Below are 18,504 nucleotides of genomic sequence, written 5' to 3'. Positions count from 1 at the left end.
CGTCACGGGAAGACAGGACACCGATGAGACATCCCCTTTCGCGGAAGCCTGCGCGCATCGCGCTCGCCGGCATCGCCGCGGCAGCACTCACCGCAGGATCACTCGGTACCGCCACCGCCGCCTCACCGAAGGCAGGCGACCCGCGGTCCCCCGACAAGGCACCCGCCGCGACCCTCCAGACCGAGGAGGTGAAGGACCCCGGGAGCAGTGCGCTCGAGGAGAAGCTGGGGCAGCACGACGTCGAGCTGCTCGGCAAGGCGCAGGCGGCCGGCACCAAGCGGGTCACCCTCATCCTCGCGGTCGAGAAGGGCACGACGCGGTCCGTGGCCGACAGCATCCGCGCGCAGGGCGGGTACGTCGGCATGACCAACGACAAGGTCGGCTACGTGCGGGCCAGCGTCCCGACGCAGGCCGTCGCCAAGGTCGCGGCGCTCACCCGGGTCGACGCCGTCGACCTCGACGAGACGGTCAGGCTCCCCGACCCCGCCGCCGAGTCGAAGGGCTCCAGGGGCCAGCGCTACACCGGCCCCGACCGCCGCACGCCGGACGCGAACCCGTACATGCCCACCCGCGACACCGGGTCGGTGGAGTTCAAGAAGGACAACCGCCGCTTCGACGGTCGCGGGGTGACCATCGGCATCCTCGACTCCGGCGTCGACCTCGACCACCCGGCGCTGCAGAGGACCTCGACCGGCGAGCGCAAGATCGTCGACTGGGTGACGGCCACCGACCCCGTCTTCGACGGCGACGCCACCTGGCGGCCCATGCTCCAGGACGCCACCGGGACCTCGACGACCTACGCCGGGAAGGCCTACACCTACCCGGCCGGCACGTACAAGATCAGCCGCTTCTCGGAGTCCATCACGGCCGGCAGCGAGCCGGGTGGTGACGTCAACCGCGACGGCGACACCACGGACGTCTTCGGCATCCTCTACGACCCGGCGACCCACGACATCTGGGTCGACGCGAACCAGGACGGCACCTTCGCGGCGAACGAGAAGATGCGGCCCTACCGCGAGCGCCACCAGGTCGGCCACTTCGGCACCGACGACCCGGCCACCGCGGTCGTCGAGCGGATGCCGTTCACGGTCGAGTACCGCGAGGACGTCGACATGAGCCCGTACGGGCCGCCCTACGTCGGGACGACGGCCGACTTCGTCAACATCGGCCTCGTCGAGGACGCGCACGGCTCGCACGTCGCGGGCATCGCGGCCGGCCACAGCCTCTTCGGCGGCCGGATGGACGGCCAGGCGCCCGGCGCCAAGATCGTCTCCTCGCGGGCGTGCACGTGGGGCGGCGGCTGCACCAACGCGGCCCTGACCGACGGCATGGTCGACCTCGTCGCCAACCGTGGCGTCGACGTCGTCAACATGTCGATCGGCGGCCTGCCGGCGCTCAACGACGCCAACAACGCGCGGGCCGAGCTCTACGACCGGCTCATCGCCGTCTTCGGCGTCCAGCTGTTCATCTCGGCCGGCAACTCCGGCGCCGGCATCAACACGGTCGGCGACCCCTCGGTGGCGACCGACGTCGTGAGCGTCGCGTCCTCCATCACCAAGGAGACGTGGAAGGCGAACTACGGCTCGGTCGTCTCGAGCAAGCTCGCCCTGCACAACTACTCCTCGCGCGGTCCGCGCGAGGACGGCGGGTTCAAGCCGAACATCATGGCGCCCGGCTCGGCGATCTCGACCGTGCCGCAGTGGCTCAAGCAGCCCGACCTCCCCGAGGCCGGCTACACGCTGCCGATCGGCTACGCGATGTTCAACGGCACCTCGATGGCCTCGCCGCAGGCCGCCGGCGCCGCCGCGCTCCTGCTCTCGGCCGGGTTCCAGACCCACACCCCGATCACGCCGAAGCAGCTGCGCGAGGCGATGTACACCGCCGCGGACTACCAGAAGAAGCTCGAGGCGATCGGCCAGGGCACCGGGCAGCTCGACGTGCCCGGCGCGTGGAAGCTCCTCCGTCGCAACCCGGTGACGCAGGACTACACGACCTCGGCCGACGTGTGCACCGCGATCTCGGACTTCCTCGCCACCCCGGACAAGGGCGTCGGTGTCTACAACGACTGCGCGGCGGGCGCGGGCGGGCAGAAGGTCGGGCAGAGCCGCACCTACCCGGTGACGGTGACCCGCACGACCGGCTCGTCGCGGACGGTGACGCACCGGGTCCGGATCGTCGGCAACGACGGCACGTTCTCGGCGCCGTCGTCGGTCCGTCTCCGGCTCGGCTCCTCCGCGGACGTGGCGGTCAGGGCCAAGCCGCGCTCCGGTGGGCTGCACTCGGCGATCCTCGAGGTCGACGACCCGTCGACGCCGCTCGTCGACCTGCGGGTCATGCTGGCGGTCGTGGTGTCCAGCGACATCCCGGCGCCGTCGTACTCGCTGACCACACGGGGTTCGGTCGAGCGCAACCTCTTCAAGCGGGTGTTCGTCACGGTCCCCGAGGGCGCCAAGGCGCTCCAGGTCAACCTGTCGGGCATCGCGACGAAGAGCCAGGTGCGCTGGATCGCGTTCAACCCGTACGGCGTTCCGGTCGACAACACCTCGACGCCGTACTGCTACACGAACTACAGCGACCCGGCGGCCTGCAGGCCGCAGTCCCGGGCCTACACCAACCCGATCCCGGGCGTGTGGGAGCTGCTCGTGGAGTCGCGCCGCACCTCGCCGTTCCTCGTCAACCCGTTCACCCTGACCGCCGCCGTCCAGGGCGTCACGGTCGACCCGGCGACGCAGACCGTGTCGGCGGCCCCGGGTGCCTCGACGCCGGTGTCGTGGACCGTTCGCAACGACTTCGGTCCGCTGACGGTGACGCCGCAGGGCGGGTCGCTCGGGTCGGCGCACGCCGAGCGGCCGAGCATCGCCGAGGGTGACGTGCTCGAGTACACCGTCGTGGTGCCCCCGGGCGCCACCCGGCTGGACGTGGCGATCGGGAACACCTCCGACCTGTCGGCGGACCTCGACCTCTACCTCCTCGACGCCGACGGCAACACCGTGGCGCAGTCGGCGGACGGTGACTCCGAGGAGTCGGTCTCGGTGCCCAACCCGGCACCGGGCACCTACACGGTCGAGGTCGACGGCTACTCGGTCCCGGCCGGGACCACGCAGCTCGACTACCGCGACGTGTTCTTCTCCGCCGGTCTCGGCACGCTGAGCGTGCCCACCGCGGCGGTCACGCTCGCGGGCGGGCAGACGGTGACGGTCACCGGGGCGATCACCCCGCAGGCGGACGCCGGCCCCGGCCGGCAGCTGTTCGGCGAGATGAACGTCCTCTCCTCCGAGGGTGCCGTGCTCGGCACCGGCGCGGTGCTCGTCCAGGCCCCGCCGGCGACCACCACCTGATCACCAGCGGGTGACGAGGGCCCCGCGGGCAGCACGCCCGCGGGGCCCTCGCACGTGCGAGAGTGCCCGCGTGAGTGCGTCGGAGGAGACCCAGCACCGCGAGGTCCTGCGCCTCGCGGTGCCGGCCTTCCTCGCCCTCGTCGCCGAACCGCTCTTCCTCCTCGTCGACTCGGCCATCGTCGGCCGGCTCGGGGTGGAGCCGCTCGCCGGCCTCGGCGTCGCGAGCGCCGTCCTGCTCACCGCGGCCAACGTCTTCGTCTTCCTCGCCTACGGCACGACGAGCGTCGGCGCCCGCCGGCTCGGAGCCGGGTCGCGGTCCGGTGCGGTGGCGGCCGGCATCGACGGCACCTGGCTGGCCGTCGTGCTCGGGCTCGGGGCGACGGCGGTCGTCGCCCTGCTGGCCCGGCCGCTCTCCGGGGTGTTCGGCGCCTCGCCCGCGGTCCTCGACGAGGCGACGACGTACCTTCGGGTGTCCGCGCTCGGGCTGCCCGCGATGCTCGTCGTCCTCGCGACGACCGGGGTGCTTCGCGGCCTGCAGGACACCCGGACACCGCTCGTCGTCGCCGTCGGGGGCTTCACGGTCAACGCCGGCCTCAACCTCTGGTTCGTCCACGGGCTCGGCTGGGGCATCGCCGGGTCGGCGTGGGGCACCGTCATCGCGCAGACCGGGATGGCGCTCGCGCTCGTCCGGGTCCTCGTCCGCGAGGCGCGGCGCGCGCGGCTGCCGCTGCGGGCGCACCCGGGACGGGTCCTCGCCGCCGCCCGCGGCGGGGTGCCCCTCCTCGTGCGGACCCTCGCGCTGCGGGCCGTCCTGCTCCTGACGACCTGGGTGGCGGCCGGCCTCGGGGACGTCCCGCTCGCCGCCTACCAGGTGACCGCGACGATCTGGTCCTTCCTCACCTTCGCCCTCGACGCCCTCGCCATCGCCGCGCAGGCGGTGACCGGGCGGACCCTGGGCGCCGGCGACCTGCCGCGCACCCGGGCGGCGACCCGGCTGATGCTGCGCTGGGGTGTCCTCGGGGGCGTCGTCCTCGGGCTGGTCGTCCTCTTCGTCCGGCCGGTCGTCGGCGCCTGGTTCACCCCGGACGAGGGGGTGCAGGCGGCCATCGCCGCGGGCCTGCTCGTCGTCGCGCTCGGCCAGCCCCTCTCCGGCTTCGTCTTCGTCGTCGACGGCGTCCTCATCGGCGCCGGGGACGGGCGGTGGCTGGCCGGCGCCATGCTCGTGACGCTGCTCGCCTACCTGCCCGTCGTCCTCGCGGTGCGGCTCGCCGGTGACTGGCTGCTCGAGGGCGGCTCGCTCGTCGGGCAGGGACACGCCGTGACGTGGCTCTGGCTGGCCTTCACGACGTTCATGGCGGTGCGCGGGACCCTCATGTGGTTGCGCGTCCGCACCGACCGGTGGATGGTCACCGGCGACACCCGCTGACGTGGGCGGGCGGGGCGGTCAGGCGAGGCCGAGGGCCCGCGCCTCCTCCCACAGCTCGTCACGGACGTCGGGGTGCGCGGCGTCGCGGATGATGTGCCGGCACTGCCCCTGCTGGTCGTGGCCGTAGAGCTCGGCGACGCCCTGCTCGGTGACGACGGCGCTCTGCTGCACGCTCGTCACCGGCTCGTCGAGCAGCGGGACGACCGTCGAGCAGTCGGCCTTCGGGTGCCACGACCGCAGCGCGATGAACGACTGCCCGCCGGGCGAGTGCAGGGCCCCGACGACGAAGTCGGTCTGCCCGCCGAAGCCGGAGTGGATGCGTGCGTTGATCCGGGACGCGTTCGCCTGCCCGAAGAGGTCGACCTCGAGCGCCGAGTTGACCGACGTCATCGCCCGCTGCCGCGCGATGAGCCCCGGGTCGTTCGTCGTCTCCGTGCGGGTCATCCGCACCCGCGGGTTGCCGTCGACCCAGTCGTAGAGGTCCTGGGACCCGAAGAGGAACGAGGTGACCAGCGGATGGTCCGGGTCGAGGGCGCCGGCCTGGTCGAGGGCCACGACGCCGTCGGAGAACATCTCGGTCCAGATCCGCAGGCCGCTGCGGTCGGCGAGAGCGGCGATCGTGGCGTCGGGGATGCCGCCGATGCCGGCCTGCAGGGTCGCGCCGTCGCGGACCCGGCTGGCCACCCGCTCGCCGATGAGCCGGCTGTCGTCGTCCGGGACGAGCGGCGCGTGGGACGGCACGGGCACCGAGACCTCGACGGCGAGGTCGACGGCCTCGACCGCGAGGAGCGCGTCGCCGCCGGTGTACGGCATCCGGTCGTTGACGACCGCGACGACGAGCCCGGAGCGCGCCCGGCAGGCCTCGATGGCCGCCGGCAGGACGTTGACCTCGATGCCGAGGGAGAGCATCCCGTCGCGGGCCGGGGCGCACTGGACGATGACGACGTCCGGGGCGAGCGGTCCCCCGTAGAGGACGGGGACGAGCGAGAGCCGGCTCGGCACGTACGAGAGGTTCGAGTGGCGGCGCATCCCGGCACCGACGAAGCACGTCTCGGCGGTGACGCCCGGGCGGTCGGGGATGCCCGGGGGTGCGTTGAGCGCGTGGATGACGTACTCCGCGCGCGCGGCGTCGAGCACCCGGACGGCCTCCCACGGGACGGCGACGTTGCCGGAGACGACGACCCGGGGCCGGCCCGGGAGTGCGGCGAGATGGCGGCCGAGCTGTTCGAGGGTCACGGTCCTCACGGGTCCATCATGGCCGGTCGAGGGCCGGAGCACACGGCAGGTGAGGCTGTCCTGACCCCTGTCGCCCGATGGGTGGCCGCGCCTACCGTTGGGGTCATGTGCCGCAACATCCGCCAGCTCCACAACTTCGAGCCGCCCGCGACGACCGACGAGGTGCGCGCCGCCGCCCTGCAGTACGTGCGCAAGGTGAGCGGGGCCACCCGCCCCTCGCAGGCCAACGAGGAGGCCTTCGCGCGGGCCGTCGAGGAGGTCGCGCACGCGACCCAGCACCTGCTCGACGCCCTCGTGACGAACGCCCCGCCGAAGGACCGCGAGGTCGAGGCGGCCAAGGCGCGGGCGCGGGCCGCCGAGCGGTACGGCCGGGCCGGCTGACGGGCTCTCGGCGCGCCGTCGGAGAGGGGCCGAACGGCCGAGCGACACCCCACCGGGTACACCGCCGGCCCGCCGCGGCCTGTGGACCGGGACACGCCCGAAACTTTCTCCGGTGCACATCCGGTGGACGGCGTCGTCGCAGGTCAACGGCTTGCTGGGAGGTCCATGGGAGGTGTGTCCACAGGGTTCTCCACCGACGGTGCACAACGGGGACCGGCGTTTTCCCCACGTTCTCCACAGGATGTCCCCAGCCGTTCGGCCGATGTGCCCGGCCGGGCTTGGACCCCTCGGCGGCCAGGTCCTACGGTGACTCGGACGTCCCGGTGTCGGTGGTCTCTGGTGGGCTTGGCGCCGGGCCTCGGGGCGTCGCGTTGAGGTCCGCCCCGGTCGGGGATCGGAGCACGTCGGGCGGAAGGATGCAGGGTGACGATCGCGGAGCTGAGCGAGGCCTTCTCGGGTCCCTCCGAGCGTCCCGACGACCGCGTGCCCCCGCAGGACCTCCACGCCGAGCAGTCGGTGCTCGGGTCGATGCTCCTCGACAAGGACGCCATCGCCGACTGCCTCGAGGAGGTCAAGGCCCACGACTTCTACCGGCCGGCCCACGAGGCGATCTTCGACGCCGTCCTCGACCTCTTCGGCCGCGGTGAGCCCGCGGACGCCATCACCGTCGCCGACGAGCTCTCCAAGCGCGGCGACCTCACCCGCGTCGGCGGCCAGGCCTACCTCCACCAGCTGATCCAGTCGGTGCCCACGGCGGCGAACGCCGGGTACTACGCCGAGATCGTCCACGAGCGGGCGGTGCTGCGCCGGCTCGTCGAGGCGGGCACCCGCATCGTCCAGATGGGCTACGCCCAGGGCGAGGGCGACATCGACGACATCGTCAACCGCGCTCAGGCCGAGGTGTACTCGGTCGCCGAGAAGCGCGGCGGCGAGGACTACCACGCGCTCGGCGAGCTGCTCAACGAGACGATGGAGGAGATCGAGGCAGCGTCCGGGCGCACCGACGACCTCATCGGCGTGCCCACCGGGTTCATCGAGCTCGACGAGCTGACCCACGGCCTGCACCCCGGCCAGATGATCGTCGTCGCGGCGCGCCCGGCGGTCGGCAAGTCCACGCTCGGCATCGACATCGTCCGCGCGGCCGCCATCAAGCACGGGATGGCCGCGGCCGTGTTCTCGCTCGAGATGAGCCGCACCGAGATCACGATGCGCATCCTCTCGGCCGAGGCCACCATCCAGCTCCAGGACCTCCGCCGCGGTCTGAAGAACCAGGAGCAGTGGACCAAGCTGGCCCGGATCATGGGCAAGATCTCCGACGCCCCGCTGTTCATCGACGACAGCCCGAACATGTCGCTCATGGAGATCCGGGCCAAGGCGCGCCGGCTCAAGCAGCAGCACAACCTCAAGCTCATCGTCATCGACTACCTCCAGCTGATGACGAGCGGCAAGAAGGTCGAGTCGCGCCAGCAGGAGGTCGCCGAGTTCTCCCGAGCGCTCAAGCTGCTGGCCAAGGAGCTCGAGGTGCCGGTCATCGCGGTCAGCCAGCTGAACCGTGGCCCCGAGCAGCGCACCGACAAGCGCCCCCAGATGTCCGACCTGCGCGAGTCCGGCTCGATCGAGCAGGACGCCGACGTCGTCATCCTCCTGCACCGCGACCGCTCGGACCCCGAGCGCGACGGCGAGGCCGACGTCATCGTCGCCAAGCACCGCAACGGGCCGACCAAGGACATCGTCCTCGCCTTCCAGGGCCACTACTCGCGGTTCAACAACATGGCCCGCGACGGCGGCTTCTGACATCTCGCGGACGCCGCAGCTTTCCCGCCCGGTGCCCCGAACCCCGGGATCGCCTCGGAACCCTTCTGCTGCGACCTCGGGGCTCGCGGTGGGAGGCACCCTCCGGGGGCACCGCCTCGACGACCCGGACGCCCCGGCCGCCGGACCTGACGGTCAGCCGGGGCCGTCGGGGTGGGTCAGGTCGTAGGCGCGGACCAGCTTCTGCGGGACGACCATGCACCACGCCGAGACGACAAGCTCGCGGGCCTCGAGCGGGTCGAGGTTCGCCAGCGTCGCGTGGACCCAGTTGAAGCGCAGGTCCGACTCGCCGGGCAGGTGGAAGGTGCGCGGGTCGCTCGCGACGAGCCCGTCGCGCTCGGCCTTCGGGAAGCCGAAGCCCATGACGCTCTCGTCGAGCGAGAACGCCACGTAGACGATCCGGCCGACCCGGAACTTCAGCCGGCCTCGCACGTACACCTCGTACGAGCGCTCGAGCTCCGACCCGAGCCGACGGACGTCGTCGACCACCGCCACGTCACCACCTCCCGGTTCACCGCCGGCCGCCTCGGGCACCGCGACGGCCGGGACCTGGCGGCGGGTCGGCGGCGCGGTGGTCATCCCTTCGAGTGTGCCCGTCGTGGCCGGCCGTCGGCGACCGGTGCGCGTGCCGGGCCGCAGCGCGGGTAACCATGGGGGAGTCCACCCGCCGCCCACCCGGAGGTCCCCGATGACCAGCCACCCGCCGCGCGCCGTCCTCCTCGACGTCGACGGCACCCTCGTCGACACCTCGTTCGCGCACACGACGTGTTGGTGGCAGGCACTGCGCGAGCACGGTCACCTCGTCCCGATGGCCCGGATCCACCGGGCGATCGGCCTCGGCTCGGACCGCATCGTCGGTCACCTCCTCGGGGAGGACGACCCCGATGACGCCGAGGCGGTCGTCGCCTCGCACGCCGCGCTCATCGCCGCCTGGCACCAGCGCTTCGTGCCGCTCCCCGGCGCCCGCGACCTCGTCCGTCGCTGCCACGAGGCCGGACTTGTCGTCGTGCTGTCGACCTCGGCCGGCCGGGAGGACCTCGAGGCGCTGCGGGGTGCCCTCGACGCCGACGCGTGGGTCGACGAGGCGACGACGAGCTCGGACGCCGAGCGCAGCAAGCCCGACACCGACATCCTCGACGTCGCCCTCGACCGGATCGGCGTCGAGGCGGCCGACGCGGTCTTCGTCGGGGACTCCGTCTGGGACGCCGAGGCCGCCGGGCGGGCCGGGATGCCCTGCATCGGCCTGGAGTGCGGTGGCACGAGTGCCGCGGAGCTGCGCGAGGCCGGGTGCGTGGCGACGTTCGCCGACCCCGCCGACCTCCTCGCGCACTGGGACGCGTCACCCCTCGGCGGATGACGGGCGCCCGCGACTGACCGTCAGCGGCGCCCGGCCACCCAGTCGCGCACCCGCGCGGCGAACCGGCCGGGATGCTCCATCGAGGGCAGGTGCGCGGCGTCCGGCCAACCCTCCCGGCGCACCGTCGGCAGGCCCGCGACGAGCCGGTCGGCCGCGTCGTGGGTGGTCTCTAGGTCGTGGTCGCCGACGAGCACGAGGGTCGGCGCGACGAGGTCGCGGTACCGCTCGGCGACGGGCGGGTCCAGCTCGGCCTCCTCGACGTCCTCGAACGCGGCGCCCACCTCGAACGCCCGTCGCTGCATCCGCGCCACGGCCTCCCGGACGGCGGGGTCGACGTCGCCCGCGTCGCGCGAGGGGCCCACCACCCAGGTGTCGACGTTCGCGGCGACCGCGGCGTCGAGGTCCCCCGCCGCGAGGGCGGCCGACTCCGCCGCACCGAAGGCCGCGAGGTCCGGCGTCCGCGTCACCAGCAGGCTGCCGCCGGGCGGGGCCAGGACGAGGGAGGCCACCCGCTCGGGCCGCGTCAGCGCGACCTCCGCGGCGACACCCGCCCCGAAGGAGGCTCCGACCAGGTGGCAGCGGCCGACCCCGAGGTCGTCGAGCAGGCCGATGACGTCGGCCCGCGGGTCGAGTGGGCCGTCCGGCAGGGTGGCCGAGTCCCCGAAGCCGCGCAGGTCCGGTCGGACGACGTCGTGGTCCCGCGTGAGGTCCGGCCACACCGGGTCCCACATCCGCCGGTCGGCGACGCCGGCGTGGAGCAGGACGAGGACCGGGGCGCCCGCCGGGCCCTCCCGGTCGTGGGCGAGGTGGGCGTGGCTCAGCGGCACGGGGCGGCTCCGGTCGTCGGCATGCCGGCCAGTCAAGGCCACCGCGAGGACGGCGGCAAACGCATTCGGCAGACCCTCGGCAGGGCGCGGCGGTGTCGCGGATTCCGTCGCCGTGCACCGGGCGGACGGCCGAACCGGGTCCTCCGAACGGCCAGGGTCGACGAGAATCCCTCAACCGACGACGGGCGGCGCTCCCAGACTCTGCGGCATGCAGGGAGACCCCACGCAGCTCCCGACGCGGGCGTCGCGTCGGCGTGAGCTGGAGCAGATGAGCCGGTCCGATCGTCGCCGCGCCCGCCGCGACGGGAGGTCCGGCGCGCTGCCGGCCGGGCTCGTCGCCGACCCCTCCGAGCCGGTGACCCCGCCGGCCGCGGTGGTGGTCCCTGTGGTCCCGGACGAGCCCGAGACGCGAGCCTCCCGACGCGGCCGCCCGCCCGCCGTGGCGCCACCGAACCGGTCCTCGCGGCACGACCGCACGCTCGAGGAGGCGCCCCGACGGCGTCGCCGGACCCGGGCCGAGGCCGACGAACCGGAGCTGGAGCCGCGCCGCGTCCTGCTGCCCGCCCTGCTCGTCGCGAACCTCATGCTCGTGCTCGCCTCGACCGTCCTCCTCTACTGGACCGGCGCCTTCGACGGCTCGGTCCGGGTCGTCACCCAGCAGGTGGACACCGAGCCCGCGACGACGACGCCGTCGCCGCCGGCCACCGGCGCCGTCGACCCGGCCGGCGTCCGCCCCGTCGACGAGCTCTGCATCGCCCACGCGGAGGGCTCTCTCGACCTCGAGTCGCTCGAGGGTCGGGTCCTCGTCTCGGCCGCCGGTGGCGCCGACCTCGACGCCTGGTGCCAGGACCTCACGGGGCGCGCTCCCGTCCGGGCGGCCGACACGCCGTCCCCCGACCTCGGCACCTGACCGCGACCCGGTCGGGCGTGGCTCAGGCGGCGCGGGCCAGGACCCGGTCGAGGACGGCCACCCCGTGGTCGACGTCCTCGGCCGTCGTGTAGGGCGCGACGGACAGCCGGAGCACCCCGCCCTCGTCCGTGGCGCCGCACCACAGGTCGACCCCCTGGGCGTGCAGCCGCTGCAACAGGGCCACGGGGTCGCACGGCGGCAGGGCCACCGACACCATCGCCGGGGAGCGCGGTGCGGTCGGCAGGGGGCGCACCCCGGGCACGGCGAGGAGCAGGTCCTGCGCGTGCGTCGTCAGCTTCTCCCGGTGGTCGGCGAGCCCGTCGCGCAGCAGCGAGCGCTGGTAGGCGACCGCCTCGGGCGCGACGAGGTGGGCCACGACGTCGTCGGTCCCGGCCCACGCGAACCGCGTCGCGAGCGACGGGGAGTCGGCGTACCAGCTCGTGACGACCGGTCGCAGGTCGGCGGCGGCGTCCTGCGGGACGACGAGGAAGCCGGTGCCCTTCGGCAGGTGCAGCCACTTGTGCAGCGTGAGGCAGACGTACTGCCCCGGGCGGTCGGCGGGTAGGGGCAGCTGGCCGGCCGTGTGGGCGCCGTCGACGACGAACGCGACCCCGCGCCGCGCGAGCTCGCCGCCGAGCCGGTCGACGTCGTTGACGTGCGACCACGGCGAGGAGACGTGGCTGACGACGACGGCGCGGGTCCGCGCGCCGCACGCCCCGAGGACGCGCTCGACGAGCCCGCGGTGGCGACCGTCGACGACCTCCACCTCGACGCCACGGGCGGCGAGGAGTCGGGAGAGCACGACGGTCGCCTCGTACTCCCGCGAGGTCGTCACGACGTGGTCGCCCGGTCCGAGCCCGAGGTGGTCGACGGCGGTCTGCATCGCCGTCGTCGAGTTGCGCACGAAGACACCGCGGTCCCCCGCGACACCGAGGTGCTCGCACACCGCGCGGCGGGACTCCTCGAGGAGGGGGAAGAGCCGACGGTGGTAGAAGTCCGGGAAGTCGTGCTCGGCCTCGGTCCGCAGCGCGCGGGCGGCCTCGAGCACCGGCCGGGGCGTCGCGCCGAACGAACCGTGGTTGAGGAAGGTCCGGCCCGGGGCCAGTGCGTAGTCGTCCCGTCGGTCCATGACGCCATCCTGACCCGCGGGGCGTCCTCCGGCCCGCCGGGAGGACGGACCGAAAGGAGTCCGTAGCCTCCGCCGTCCGCCGAACGGACGCCCGGGCGAGGTCGTGACAAATGCCACGGACACCCCGGGCACCGCCGTCGTAACGTCCCGCTGTCGGACCCGTCCCCGGAGACGGACCGGTCGCAGCACGTCACCGCCCCCACCGTGACCCGGGGCGAGGGTCGTCCCCGACGACCCGGACGCCGCGCGGCCGGGGAGCGACGCGGCACCACCTGTCCTCGTGCCGTGCGCCGGCCGGACCCCGCGCGCCCCGCGGGGTCCGGCCCCTGACCCTCCCAGGGACTGACCGGCCGACCGGGACGGAATACCCGCTGCCGGTGCGGTGCTGGACCGGACATGACGGTTCCCCGCATCACGCTCAACGACGGCACGACCATCCCCCAGCTCGGGTTCGGGGTCTTCCAGATCGACCCCTCCGACACCGCCGACGCGGTGACCCGGGCCCTCGAGATCGGCTATCGGCACATCGACACCGCCGAGATGTACGGCAACGAGGCGGAGGTCGGCGAGGCGATCCGTGCCTCCGGCCTCCCGCGCGAGGAGGTGTACGTCACCTCCAAGCTCAACAACGGCTTCCACCGCCCGGAGGATGCGAAGCGCGCCTTCGGCGAGACCCTCGAGAAGCTCGGGCTCGACCGGATCGACCTCTTCCTGATCCACTGGCCGCTGCCGACCCGCTACGACGGCGACTTCGTCTCGACGTGGCGGACGATGGCCTCCTTCGTCGAGGACGGCCGTGCGGCCTCGGTCGGCGTCTCGAACTTCCAGCCCGCCCACCTGCAGCGGATCGTCGACGAGACCGGCGTCGTCCCGGCGGTCAACCAGGTCGAGGTGCACCCGTACTTCGGCAACGAGTCGGTGCGCGCGGCCAACGCCGAGCACGGTGTCGCCACCGAGGCGTGGTCCCCCATCGCCCAGGGCAGGGTGCTCGACGACCCGGTGCTCACCGCCATCGCCGAGGACAAGGGAGTCACGCCGGCCCAGGTCGCGCTGCGCTGGCACGTCGAGCGCGGCGACATCGTCTTCCCGAAGTCGGTGACCCCGGAGCGCATCCGCGAGAACTTCGAGATCTTCGGCTTCTCGCTGACCCCGGACGAGGTCACCCGCATCTCCGCGCTCGACCGCGGCGAGGACGGCCGGACCGGCCCGAACCCGGACGTGTTCGACTACATCCCGGACTGACCCCCGGCGTCGCAGGGCCCGGCTCCGTCGAGGAGCCGGGCCCTCGTCACGCCCGGGCGAGCAGGTCGCCGTGGACGACGACGAACCACCCGTCCGGCGCGTCCACCCACTGTCGCCACGCACCGGCGATCGCGTCGAGGTCGGCTGCGCTGCACCGGTCCTCGCGCACCAGCTGGTCGGCCAGCGCCGACCCCGTGATGCGGTCGGCCCACATCCCGCCCCAGGACGTCCGGTCCTCGGGCGTCGCGAAGCACCACGTCGAGGCGCCGACCCGGGGGTCCGGGAAGCCGGCGGCCCGGGCCCAGCCGAGGAGCCGCCGCCCCGCGTCGGGCTCGCCACCGTTGGCCCGGGCGGCCTCCTCGTAGAGGGCGAGCCAGCGGTCGAGCAGCGGCACTGCGGGCCACCACGCGAACGCCGCGTAGTCGGCGTCCCGGGCGGCGACGAGGCCGCCGGGCCGGCAGACCCGCCGCATCTCGGCGAGGGCGCGCACCGGGTCCGCGACGTGCTGGAGCACCTGGTGGGCGTGGACGACGTCGAACGAGGCGTCCGGGAAGGGCAGCTCGTGCACGTCGCCGACGACGAGGTCGGCCTCCACGCCCCGCCGGGCGAGCTCGGCCGCGGTGTGCGAGAGGGCCTCGGCGCTCGCCTCGAGCGCGGTGACCGGGCCGGGGGCGACGAGCCCGGCGAGGTCGGCCGTGATCGTGCCGGGTCCGGAGCCGACGTCGAGCAGCGCCAGTCCGGGCCGCAGGTGGGGCAGCAGGTGGGCCGCCGAGTTGGCGGCGGTCCGCGACCGGTGCGACCGCAGCACCGGCTCGGCGTGGCCGTGCGTGTATCGGGTCATCGGTCCACCGTCGCCGACGCCGTCGACTCGCGGCAAGCGCCGCCCGCGCAGCGAACCGGCCCGGTCCACGGACCGGACGCCGGCCGCGTCAGTACCAGTGCGGCGAGCGCGCCTGCCACGCCGACCACGCGGCGCACGGTGAGCCGTAGGCGCGGTCGATGTAGTCCAGTCCCCAGCGGATCTGGGTCGTCGGGTTGGTCAGCCAGTCGCTGCCGGCGCTCGCCATCTTCCAGCTCGGGAGCGCCTGGGGGATGCCGTACGCGCCGGAGGACGGGTTCGTCGCGCTCCAGCTCCACCCGGACTCGCCGTTCCACAGGTCGACGAGGCAGCCGAACTGCCCCGAGCCCCAGCCGTGGGCGCCGATGAGTGATGCCGCCGTCCGCTGCGCCTCGGCCGGCGACCCCCCGCCGCCGCCGACGACCGGGGTCGAGCCGCCGGCCTGCGCCGCACGGTCGCGGGCGGCCCGGGCCGCCGCCGCGGCACGTCGGGCCGCCGCGGCCCGCGCCGCTCGGGCCCGGGCCTGCGCCGCCAGCCCGGTGGCGCGCTCGGTGGTCAGCCGGACGGCCCGGTCCCGCAGCGCGTTGACCTGGGCGTCGAGCGCGGCGGCCTGAGCGGCAAGAGTGGCGACCTGGGCCCGGGCCGCCGACTCGGCCTGCTCCGCCGCCTGCCGGGCCGTGGTGGCGCGGGTGGTCGCGGCCTGCTCGTCGGCCCGCGCGGCATCGAGGTAGGCGCGACGCGCGGTCGCGGCAGCCGCAGACTCGGCGGCGTGGGCGAGGGCCTCGCTCGTGCGGCGGCCGTCGGCGTCGAGGACCACCTGGGCGTCGGCCATCGACTCGGGCGACCCGGCGAGGACGAGCTCGAGCTGGGAGACCTGTCCGGCGTTGGTCCAGGCGCGGAACGCCGCGTCGCTCACGGCCCGGTGCGCGAGCTCGGCGTCGTGCCGGGCCGCCGCGAGCTCGGCCGCGGCCTTGTCCGCGACGGCGACGGCCCGGGCGAGGTCCTGCTCGGCCCGGCGCTGGGCGTCGACGGCCCGGGCGACCCCGAGCTGCAGCTGGGTCAGCCGGGCGTCGAGGGCGGCCTGCCGCGCGGTGAGCGCGACCGCCTCGCGACCGGCCGCAGCGGCCGCCTGCCGGGCGGCCGCCACGGTGCCCGCGCCCGGCACGACGGGGTCGTCGGCCACGGCCGCGGGCGACCCCGTCAGGGCGAGGCTGAGCGCGGCCACGACGGGCGTCGCGCGCACGACGGATCGGCGGAGCACCCGTCGAGTGTCACATCCGCCCCACCAGTCCCGGTAGTGAACGGGCGAACCAGTCCTCAGCGGGCGGACAGGTCACGACACCCGGGGATCCGGGGCGTGGCGGCCTCAGCGGCCGCGCACGTGCACGTCGTGCTCGCCGGTCGCGGACTCGATGTCCTCCTCGGCCGCGCCGAGCACCCGGTCGGCGAGCACCCGCAGCGCCCGCGCCACCGCGACCCGGTCGCCGATGTGGGCGTCCGGCCGGTCGTCGTGCGCCCGGTGGCTCGTGCCGCGGGCGGTGAGCGCCTCGGGGGAGTCGGCGAGCAGGGCCACGGTCGCCGTCGTGTCGTCGCCCCGCTCGAAGAGCGTGACGCGGACCGACCACTGCCGCATCGTCCCGAGCTCCGGACGGGCGACGACGCCCGCGTGCTCCTCGCCCCCCTCCGAGACCCGCAGCACCGCGCCCGGGCCGGGGTAGAGCGTGCTCGTGCGTCCGTCGTCCCAGCGCACCGTGTACGGCGGGTCGCCGTCGGGGCCGGCGGTGACGACCTCACCACCCCGCGCGGGCTGGTCGACCCGCTCTCCGGCGAGGACGATGTGGTCTCCGGGTCGCGCTCTCATGGCCGCCTCCTCGGGTTCTCGTCACCGTGACCGAGGTGCGCCGGGGCGGTGGCGACGGCCCCGGCGCCCACCGCCATCCTCCCGCGGACCGCCGCCGCGCGACAGGGGGAGGACCCGTGTCGTGCGTCGCGTCGCCCGGACGGTCAGTCGTCGAGGCGCGTCGTCGGAGAGTCCGCCGTGTGCCGCCGAAGCCAGGTGACCTCCGCCTCGACCTCGGCCCGGGTCGCGAACGAGTCGCTCGACGCGGCGACGACCTCGCCGCCGGCCGCGCGGAGCCGCCACCGCCACTGGTCGGCGCGGTCCCGGTACACCTCGAAGCGGCCGGGTGGGGCGTCGGCCCCGATCATCGGCCCGACGACGGCCCAGTGCCTGCTCGCCGAGATCTCGGCGAACCCCACCGACCGGACCCCGTCGCGCCGCTCCACCCGACGGCGGAACCGCTCCACGAGTCGGTCGGCGTCGGCGGGGCGGGCGGTCGGCTCGAGGCGCAGCAGGCTGACCCGGGAGCGCACGAGGTCGGTGAGGCTGCCGAAGGGGAGGCCGACGACGAGGTAGCCCTGGTCCGCCTCGCCGACGTGGTGCGGTCCGGTCCGGTCCAGTCGCACGCTGCGCTGGGTGAACGGGTCGGCGAGCCGGGTGAGGTGGACGACCTCGTCGCCACGGGTCACGACGCCGAGCCACGGATGACCGGTCGCCAGCAGGCGGGATGGCCGGCCCGGGGCGAGGGCGAGCGAGGCGACCCGGACGGACCGGGGCCCGAGCAGCAGCCCGACCTGGAGGTGGCGGGCGCCCGCGGCGAGCGGCTGCCGGGGTGCGGGGGTGGTGTCGGCGGGAGAAGTCATCACAGCGCTCCGAACACTCGGTCGATCTCCCGGGCGCAGACAGGGCACCAGGGCGGGTCGTTCTGGTTCATCCGGCACTCGAGGACGGGTCGGAAGATGCCGGTCGAGAAGTTGCCACCGCCGCCCTCGAAGGCGCCGACGCTCGAGCGCCGGTTCCAGCCGGCGGGGAGGGCGCCCTCGAGGGTGGGGAGCGGGGTCGTCGCCGCGACGAGGTCGCCCCAGCGCAGGGAGCTGCGTGGAGAGGCGACCTCGCTGAGGTTCGGCTCGCCCCGCGTGCCGCTGAACGCCGAGGTCCCGTTGTGGTACTCGTCGCCGAGGCCGAAGAGGTTGTGCCCCATCTCGTGCGCGATGACGGTCTTGTCCGAGGTCTTGGTGAACGCCGCCATCGAGCCTCGGTTGCAGCCCCCGAACTTGTCGCTGTTGACGACGACGACGACGTTCGTCGCGGCCGGTGCGAAACGGTTGCGGATGCTGTCGATCCGCTCCGTCGTGAACTCGCTCGGGACGATCCAGCAGCGGGCCCAGACCTCGGTGCTCACCAGGCCGAGCCGTGAGGGGCGGAAGGTCTCGCTGACGAGGGTGTCGTCCGCTGCCGTCGCGACGGTCCCGTGCTCGTCCCAGGTCTGCTCCCACACGCCGTCGACCGGGCTCACCGTGTCGATGCGCACGACCTGGAGCCGGTCCGCGTGGCCGGCCAGCTGGTCGAGCCGAAAGGCGGCTGCCACCTCGTCCTCGACGACCTGCCGGTACTCGTCCATCGAGCCCTCGTCGAAACCGTCCCCCATGATCGCGATGACGATGGCGGGGTCGGTCTCGGGTGACCCGATGACGTGCTGGCCGGTGTCGTGGAAGGCCGTGCCGTGGTCGACCCACGTCCACTCCTCACCCGTCCAGAACCGCTCGAAGAGATGGGCGTTCGAGGCTCCGACGAAGAACTTCGAGTCCATCATGGCGGCCCCGCAGGCGGTCTGCGCGCTGGTCCCGGTCGGCCGGCCGTGGTCCTCCCAGGCCCAGCGGCCGAGGTCGGCGCGCCACTGTCGTTCCCAGACGTTGCCGGTCTCGGTGGTGACGAAGAACTTCTCGTCGAGCATCGCGGCGCCGGGCGCGGCGACGACCTTCTGGTTGCCGGGGCGGCCGTGGTCCTCCCAGGCCCAGCGGCCGAGGTCGGCGCGCCAGTGCCGTTCCCAGACGTTGCCGGTCTCGGTGGTGACGAAGAACTTCTCGCCGAGCATCGCGGCGCCGGGGGCCGTGACGACCTTCTGGTTGCCGGGGCGGCCGTGGTCCTCCCAGGCCCAGCGGCCGAGG

The 18,504-nt window shown here is 74.3% G+C and carries 16 protein-coding genes; 7 read left to right on the top strand and 9 right to left on the bottom strand.

Translation table 11 applies throughout. The features are described 5' to 3' along the window. Window positions 1-188: 188 nt before the first annotated feature. Both PKA89_RS15290 and PKA89_RS15285 read left to right on the top strand, forming a co-directional pair. A complete protein-coding gene (locus PKA89_RS15290; RefSeq protein WP_324420954.1) occupies window positions 189-3,338 on the top strand; it encodes a S8 family serine peptidase in 3,150 nt (1,049 codons plus the stop codon). Between the two features lie 70 nt (window positions 3,339-3,408). After that, window positions 3,409-4,764 (top strand): MATE family efflux transporter, encoded by a 1,356-nt coding sequence (locus tag PKA89_RS15285; protein WP_324420952.1) that lies wholly within the window; start codon window positions 3,409-3,411, stop codon window positions 4,762-4,764. Window positions 4,765-4,782: 18 nt separating this feature from the next. Here PKA89_RS15285 and PKA89_RS15280 read toward each other — a convergent pair whose 3' ends face one another. Beyond that, window positions 4,783-6,009: an acetyl-CoA hydrolase/transferase C-terminal domain-containing protein gene (locus tag PKA89_RS15280; protein ID WP_324420950.1), complete on the bottom strand. Its 1,227-nt coding sequence runs from the start codon at window positions 6,007-6,009 to the stop codon at window positions 4,783-4,785. Between the two features lie 96 nt (window positions 6,010-6,105). Between PKA89_RS15280 and PKA89_RS15275 the strand changes: the two genes are divergently transcribed. Further along, window positions 6,106-6,381 carry a DUF2277 domain-containing protein gene (locus PKA89_RS15275; protein ID WP_324420948.1) on the top strand — a complete coding sequence of 92 codons (276 nt, stop codon included), beginning with the start codon at window positions 6,106-6,108 and terminating at the stop codon, window positions 6,379-6,381. 423 nt (window positions 6,382-6,804) lie between these two features. Further along, the gene (dnaB, locus tag PKA89_RS15270) at window positions 6,805-8,175 is read left to right on the top strand and encodes a replicative DNA helicase (RefSeq protein ID WP_324420946.1); all 1,371 of its coding nucleotides are present in this window, start codon (window positions 6,805-6,807) and stop codon (window positions 8,173-8,175) included. Between the two features lie 153 nt (window positions 8,176-8,328). On the opposite strand, the gene PKA89_RS15265 is transcribed toward dnaB, so the two are convergent. After that, window positions 8,329-8,772, bottom strand: a complete 444-nt coding sequence (locus PKA89_RS15265; RefSeq protein WP_324420944.1) for a hypothetical protein — start codon at window positions 8,770-8,772, stop codon at window positions 8,329-8,331. Between the two features lie 109 nt (window positions 8,773-8,881). On the opposite strand from PKA89_RS15265, the gene PKA89_RS15260 reads away from it, so the two are divergent. Further along, window positions 8,882-9,550: an HAD family hydrolase gene (locus PKA89_RS15260; RefSeq protein ID WP_324420942.1), complete on the top strand. Its 669-nt coding sequence runs from the start codon at window positions 8,882-8,884 to the stop codon at window positions 9,548-9,550. Window positions 9,551-9,570: 20 nt separating this feature from the next. On the opposite strand, the gene PKA89_RS15255 is transcribed toward PKA89_RS15260, so the two are convergent. Continuing rightward, complete coding sequence (locus PKA89_RS15255) at window positions 9,571-10,377, bottom strand: alpha/beta hydrolase (protein WP_324420940.1); 807 nt, start codon at window positions 10,375-10,377, stop codon at window positions 9,571-9,573. A gap of 268 nt (window positions 10,378-10,645) precedes the next feature. On the opposite strand from PKA89_RS15255, the gene PKA89_RS15250 reads away from it, so the two are divergent. Further along, window positions 10,646-11,287, top strand: a complete 642-nt coding sequence (locus PKA89_RS15250) for a hypothetical protein (RefSeq protein ID WP_324420938.1) — start codon at window positions 10,646-10,648, stop codon at window positions 11,285-11,287. 22 nt (window positions 11,288-11,309) lie between these two features. On the opposite strand, the gene PKA89_RS15245 is transcribed toward PKA89_RS15250, so the two are convergent. Next, complete coding sequence (locus PKA89_RS15245) at window positions 11,310-12,416, bottom strand: aminotransferase class V-fold PLP-dependent enzyme (protein ID WP_324420936.1); 1,107 nt, start codon at window positions 12,414-12,416, stop codon at window positions 11,310-11,312. Window positions 12,417-12,812: 396 nt separating this feature from the next. Here PKA89_RS15245 and PKA89_RS15240 point away from each other — a divergent pair, with 396 nt between their 5' ends. Continuing rightward, on the top strand, window positions 12,813-13,658 hold the full coding sequence (locus PKA89_RS15240; RefSeq protein WP_324420934.1) for an aldo/keto reductase: 846 nt from the start codon (window positions 12,813-12,815) through the stop codon (window positions 13,656-13,658). A gap of 46 nt (window positions 13,659-13,704) precedes the next feature. Here the strand turns inward: PKA89_RS15240 and PKA89_RS15235 are convergent, their stop codons facing one another. The 5 genes from PKA89_RS15235 to PKA89_RS15215 form a co-directional block, all read right to left on the bottom strand. Next, on the bottom strand, window positions 13,705-14,499 hold the full coding sequence (locus tag PKA89_RS15235) for a methyltransferase domain-containing protein (protein WP_324420932.1): 795 nt from the start codon (window positions 14,497-14,499) through the stop codon (window positions 13,705-13,707). Window positions 14,500-14,587: 88 nt separating this feature from the next. Further along, on the bottom strand, window positions 14,588-15,757 hold the full coding sequence (locus tag PKA89_RS15230; RefSeq protein WP_324420930.1) for a hypothetical protein: 1,170 nt from the start codon (window positions 15,755-15,757) through the stop codon (window positions 14,588-14,590). A 105-nt stretch (window positions 15,758-15,862) separates the two neighbouring features. After that, window positions 15,863-16,357: a dsRBD fold-containing protein gene (locus tag PKA89_RS15225; protein ID WP_324420928.1), complete on the bottom strand. Its 495-nt coding sequence runs from the start codon at window positions 16,355-16,357 to the stop codon at window positions 15,863-15,865. Between the two features lie 143 nt (window positions 16,358-16,500). Beyond that, a complete protein-coding gene (locus PKA89_RS15220) occupies window positions 16,501-17,199 on the bottom strand; it encodes a DUF1508 domain-containing protein (protein ID WP_324420926.1) in 699 nt (232 codons plus the stop codon). Further along, a partial coding sequence (locus PKA89_RS15215) for a M64 family metallopeptidase (RefSeq protein ID WP_324420924.1) occupies window positions 17,199-18,504 on the bottom strand: 1,306 nt, incomplete at its 5' end. The genes PKA89_RS15220 and PKA89_RS15215, both read right to left, overlap by 1 nt.

This window comes from Phycicoccus sp. (assembly GCF_035325325.1).
Lineage (GTDB): Bacteria > Actinomycetota > Actinomycetes > Actinomycetales > Dermatophilaceae > Phycicoccus.
Note: the sequence above shows the minus strand (reverse complement) of the source record. Positions and strands in the feature narration are given on the sequence as shown.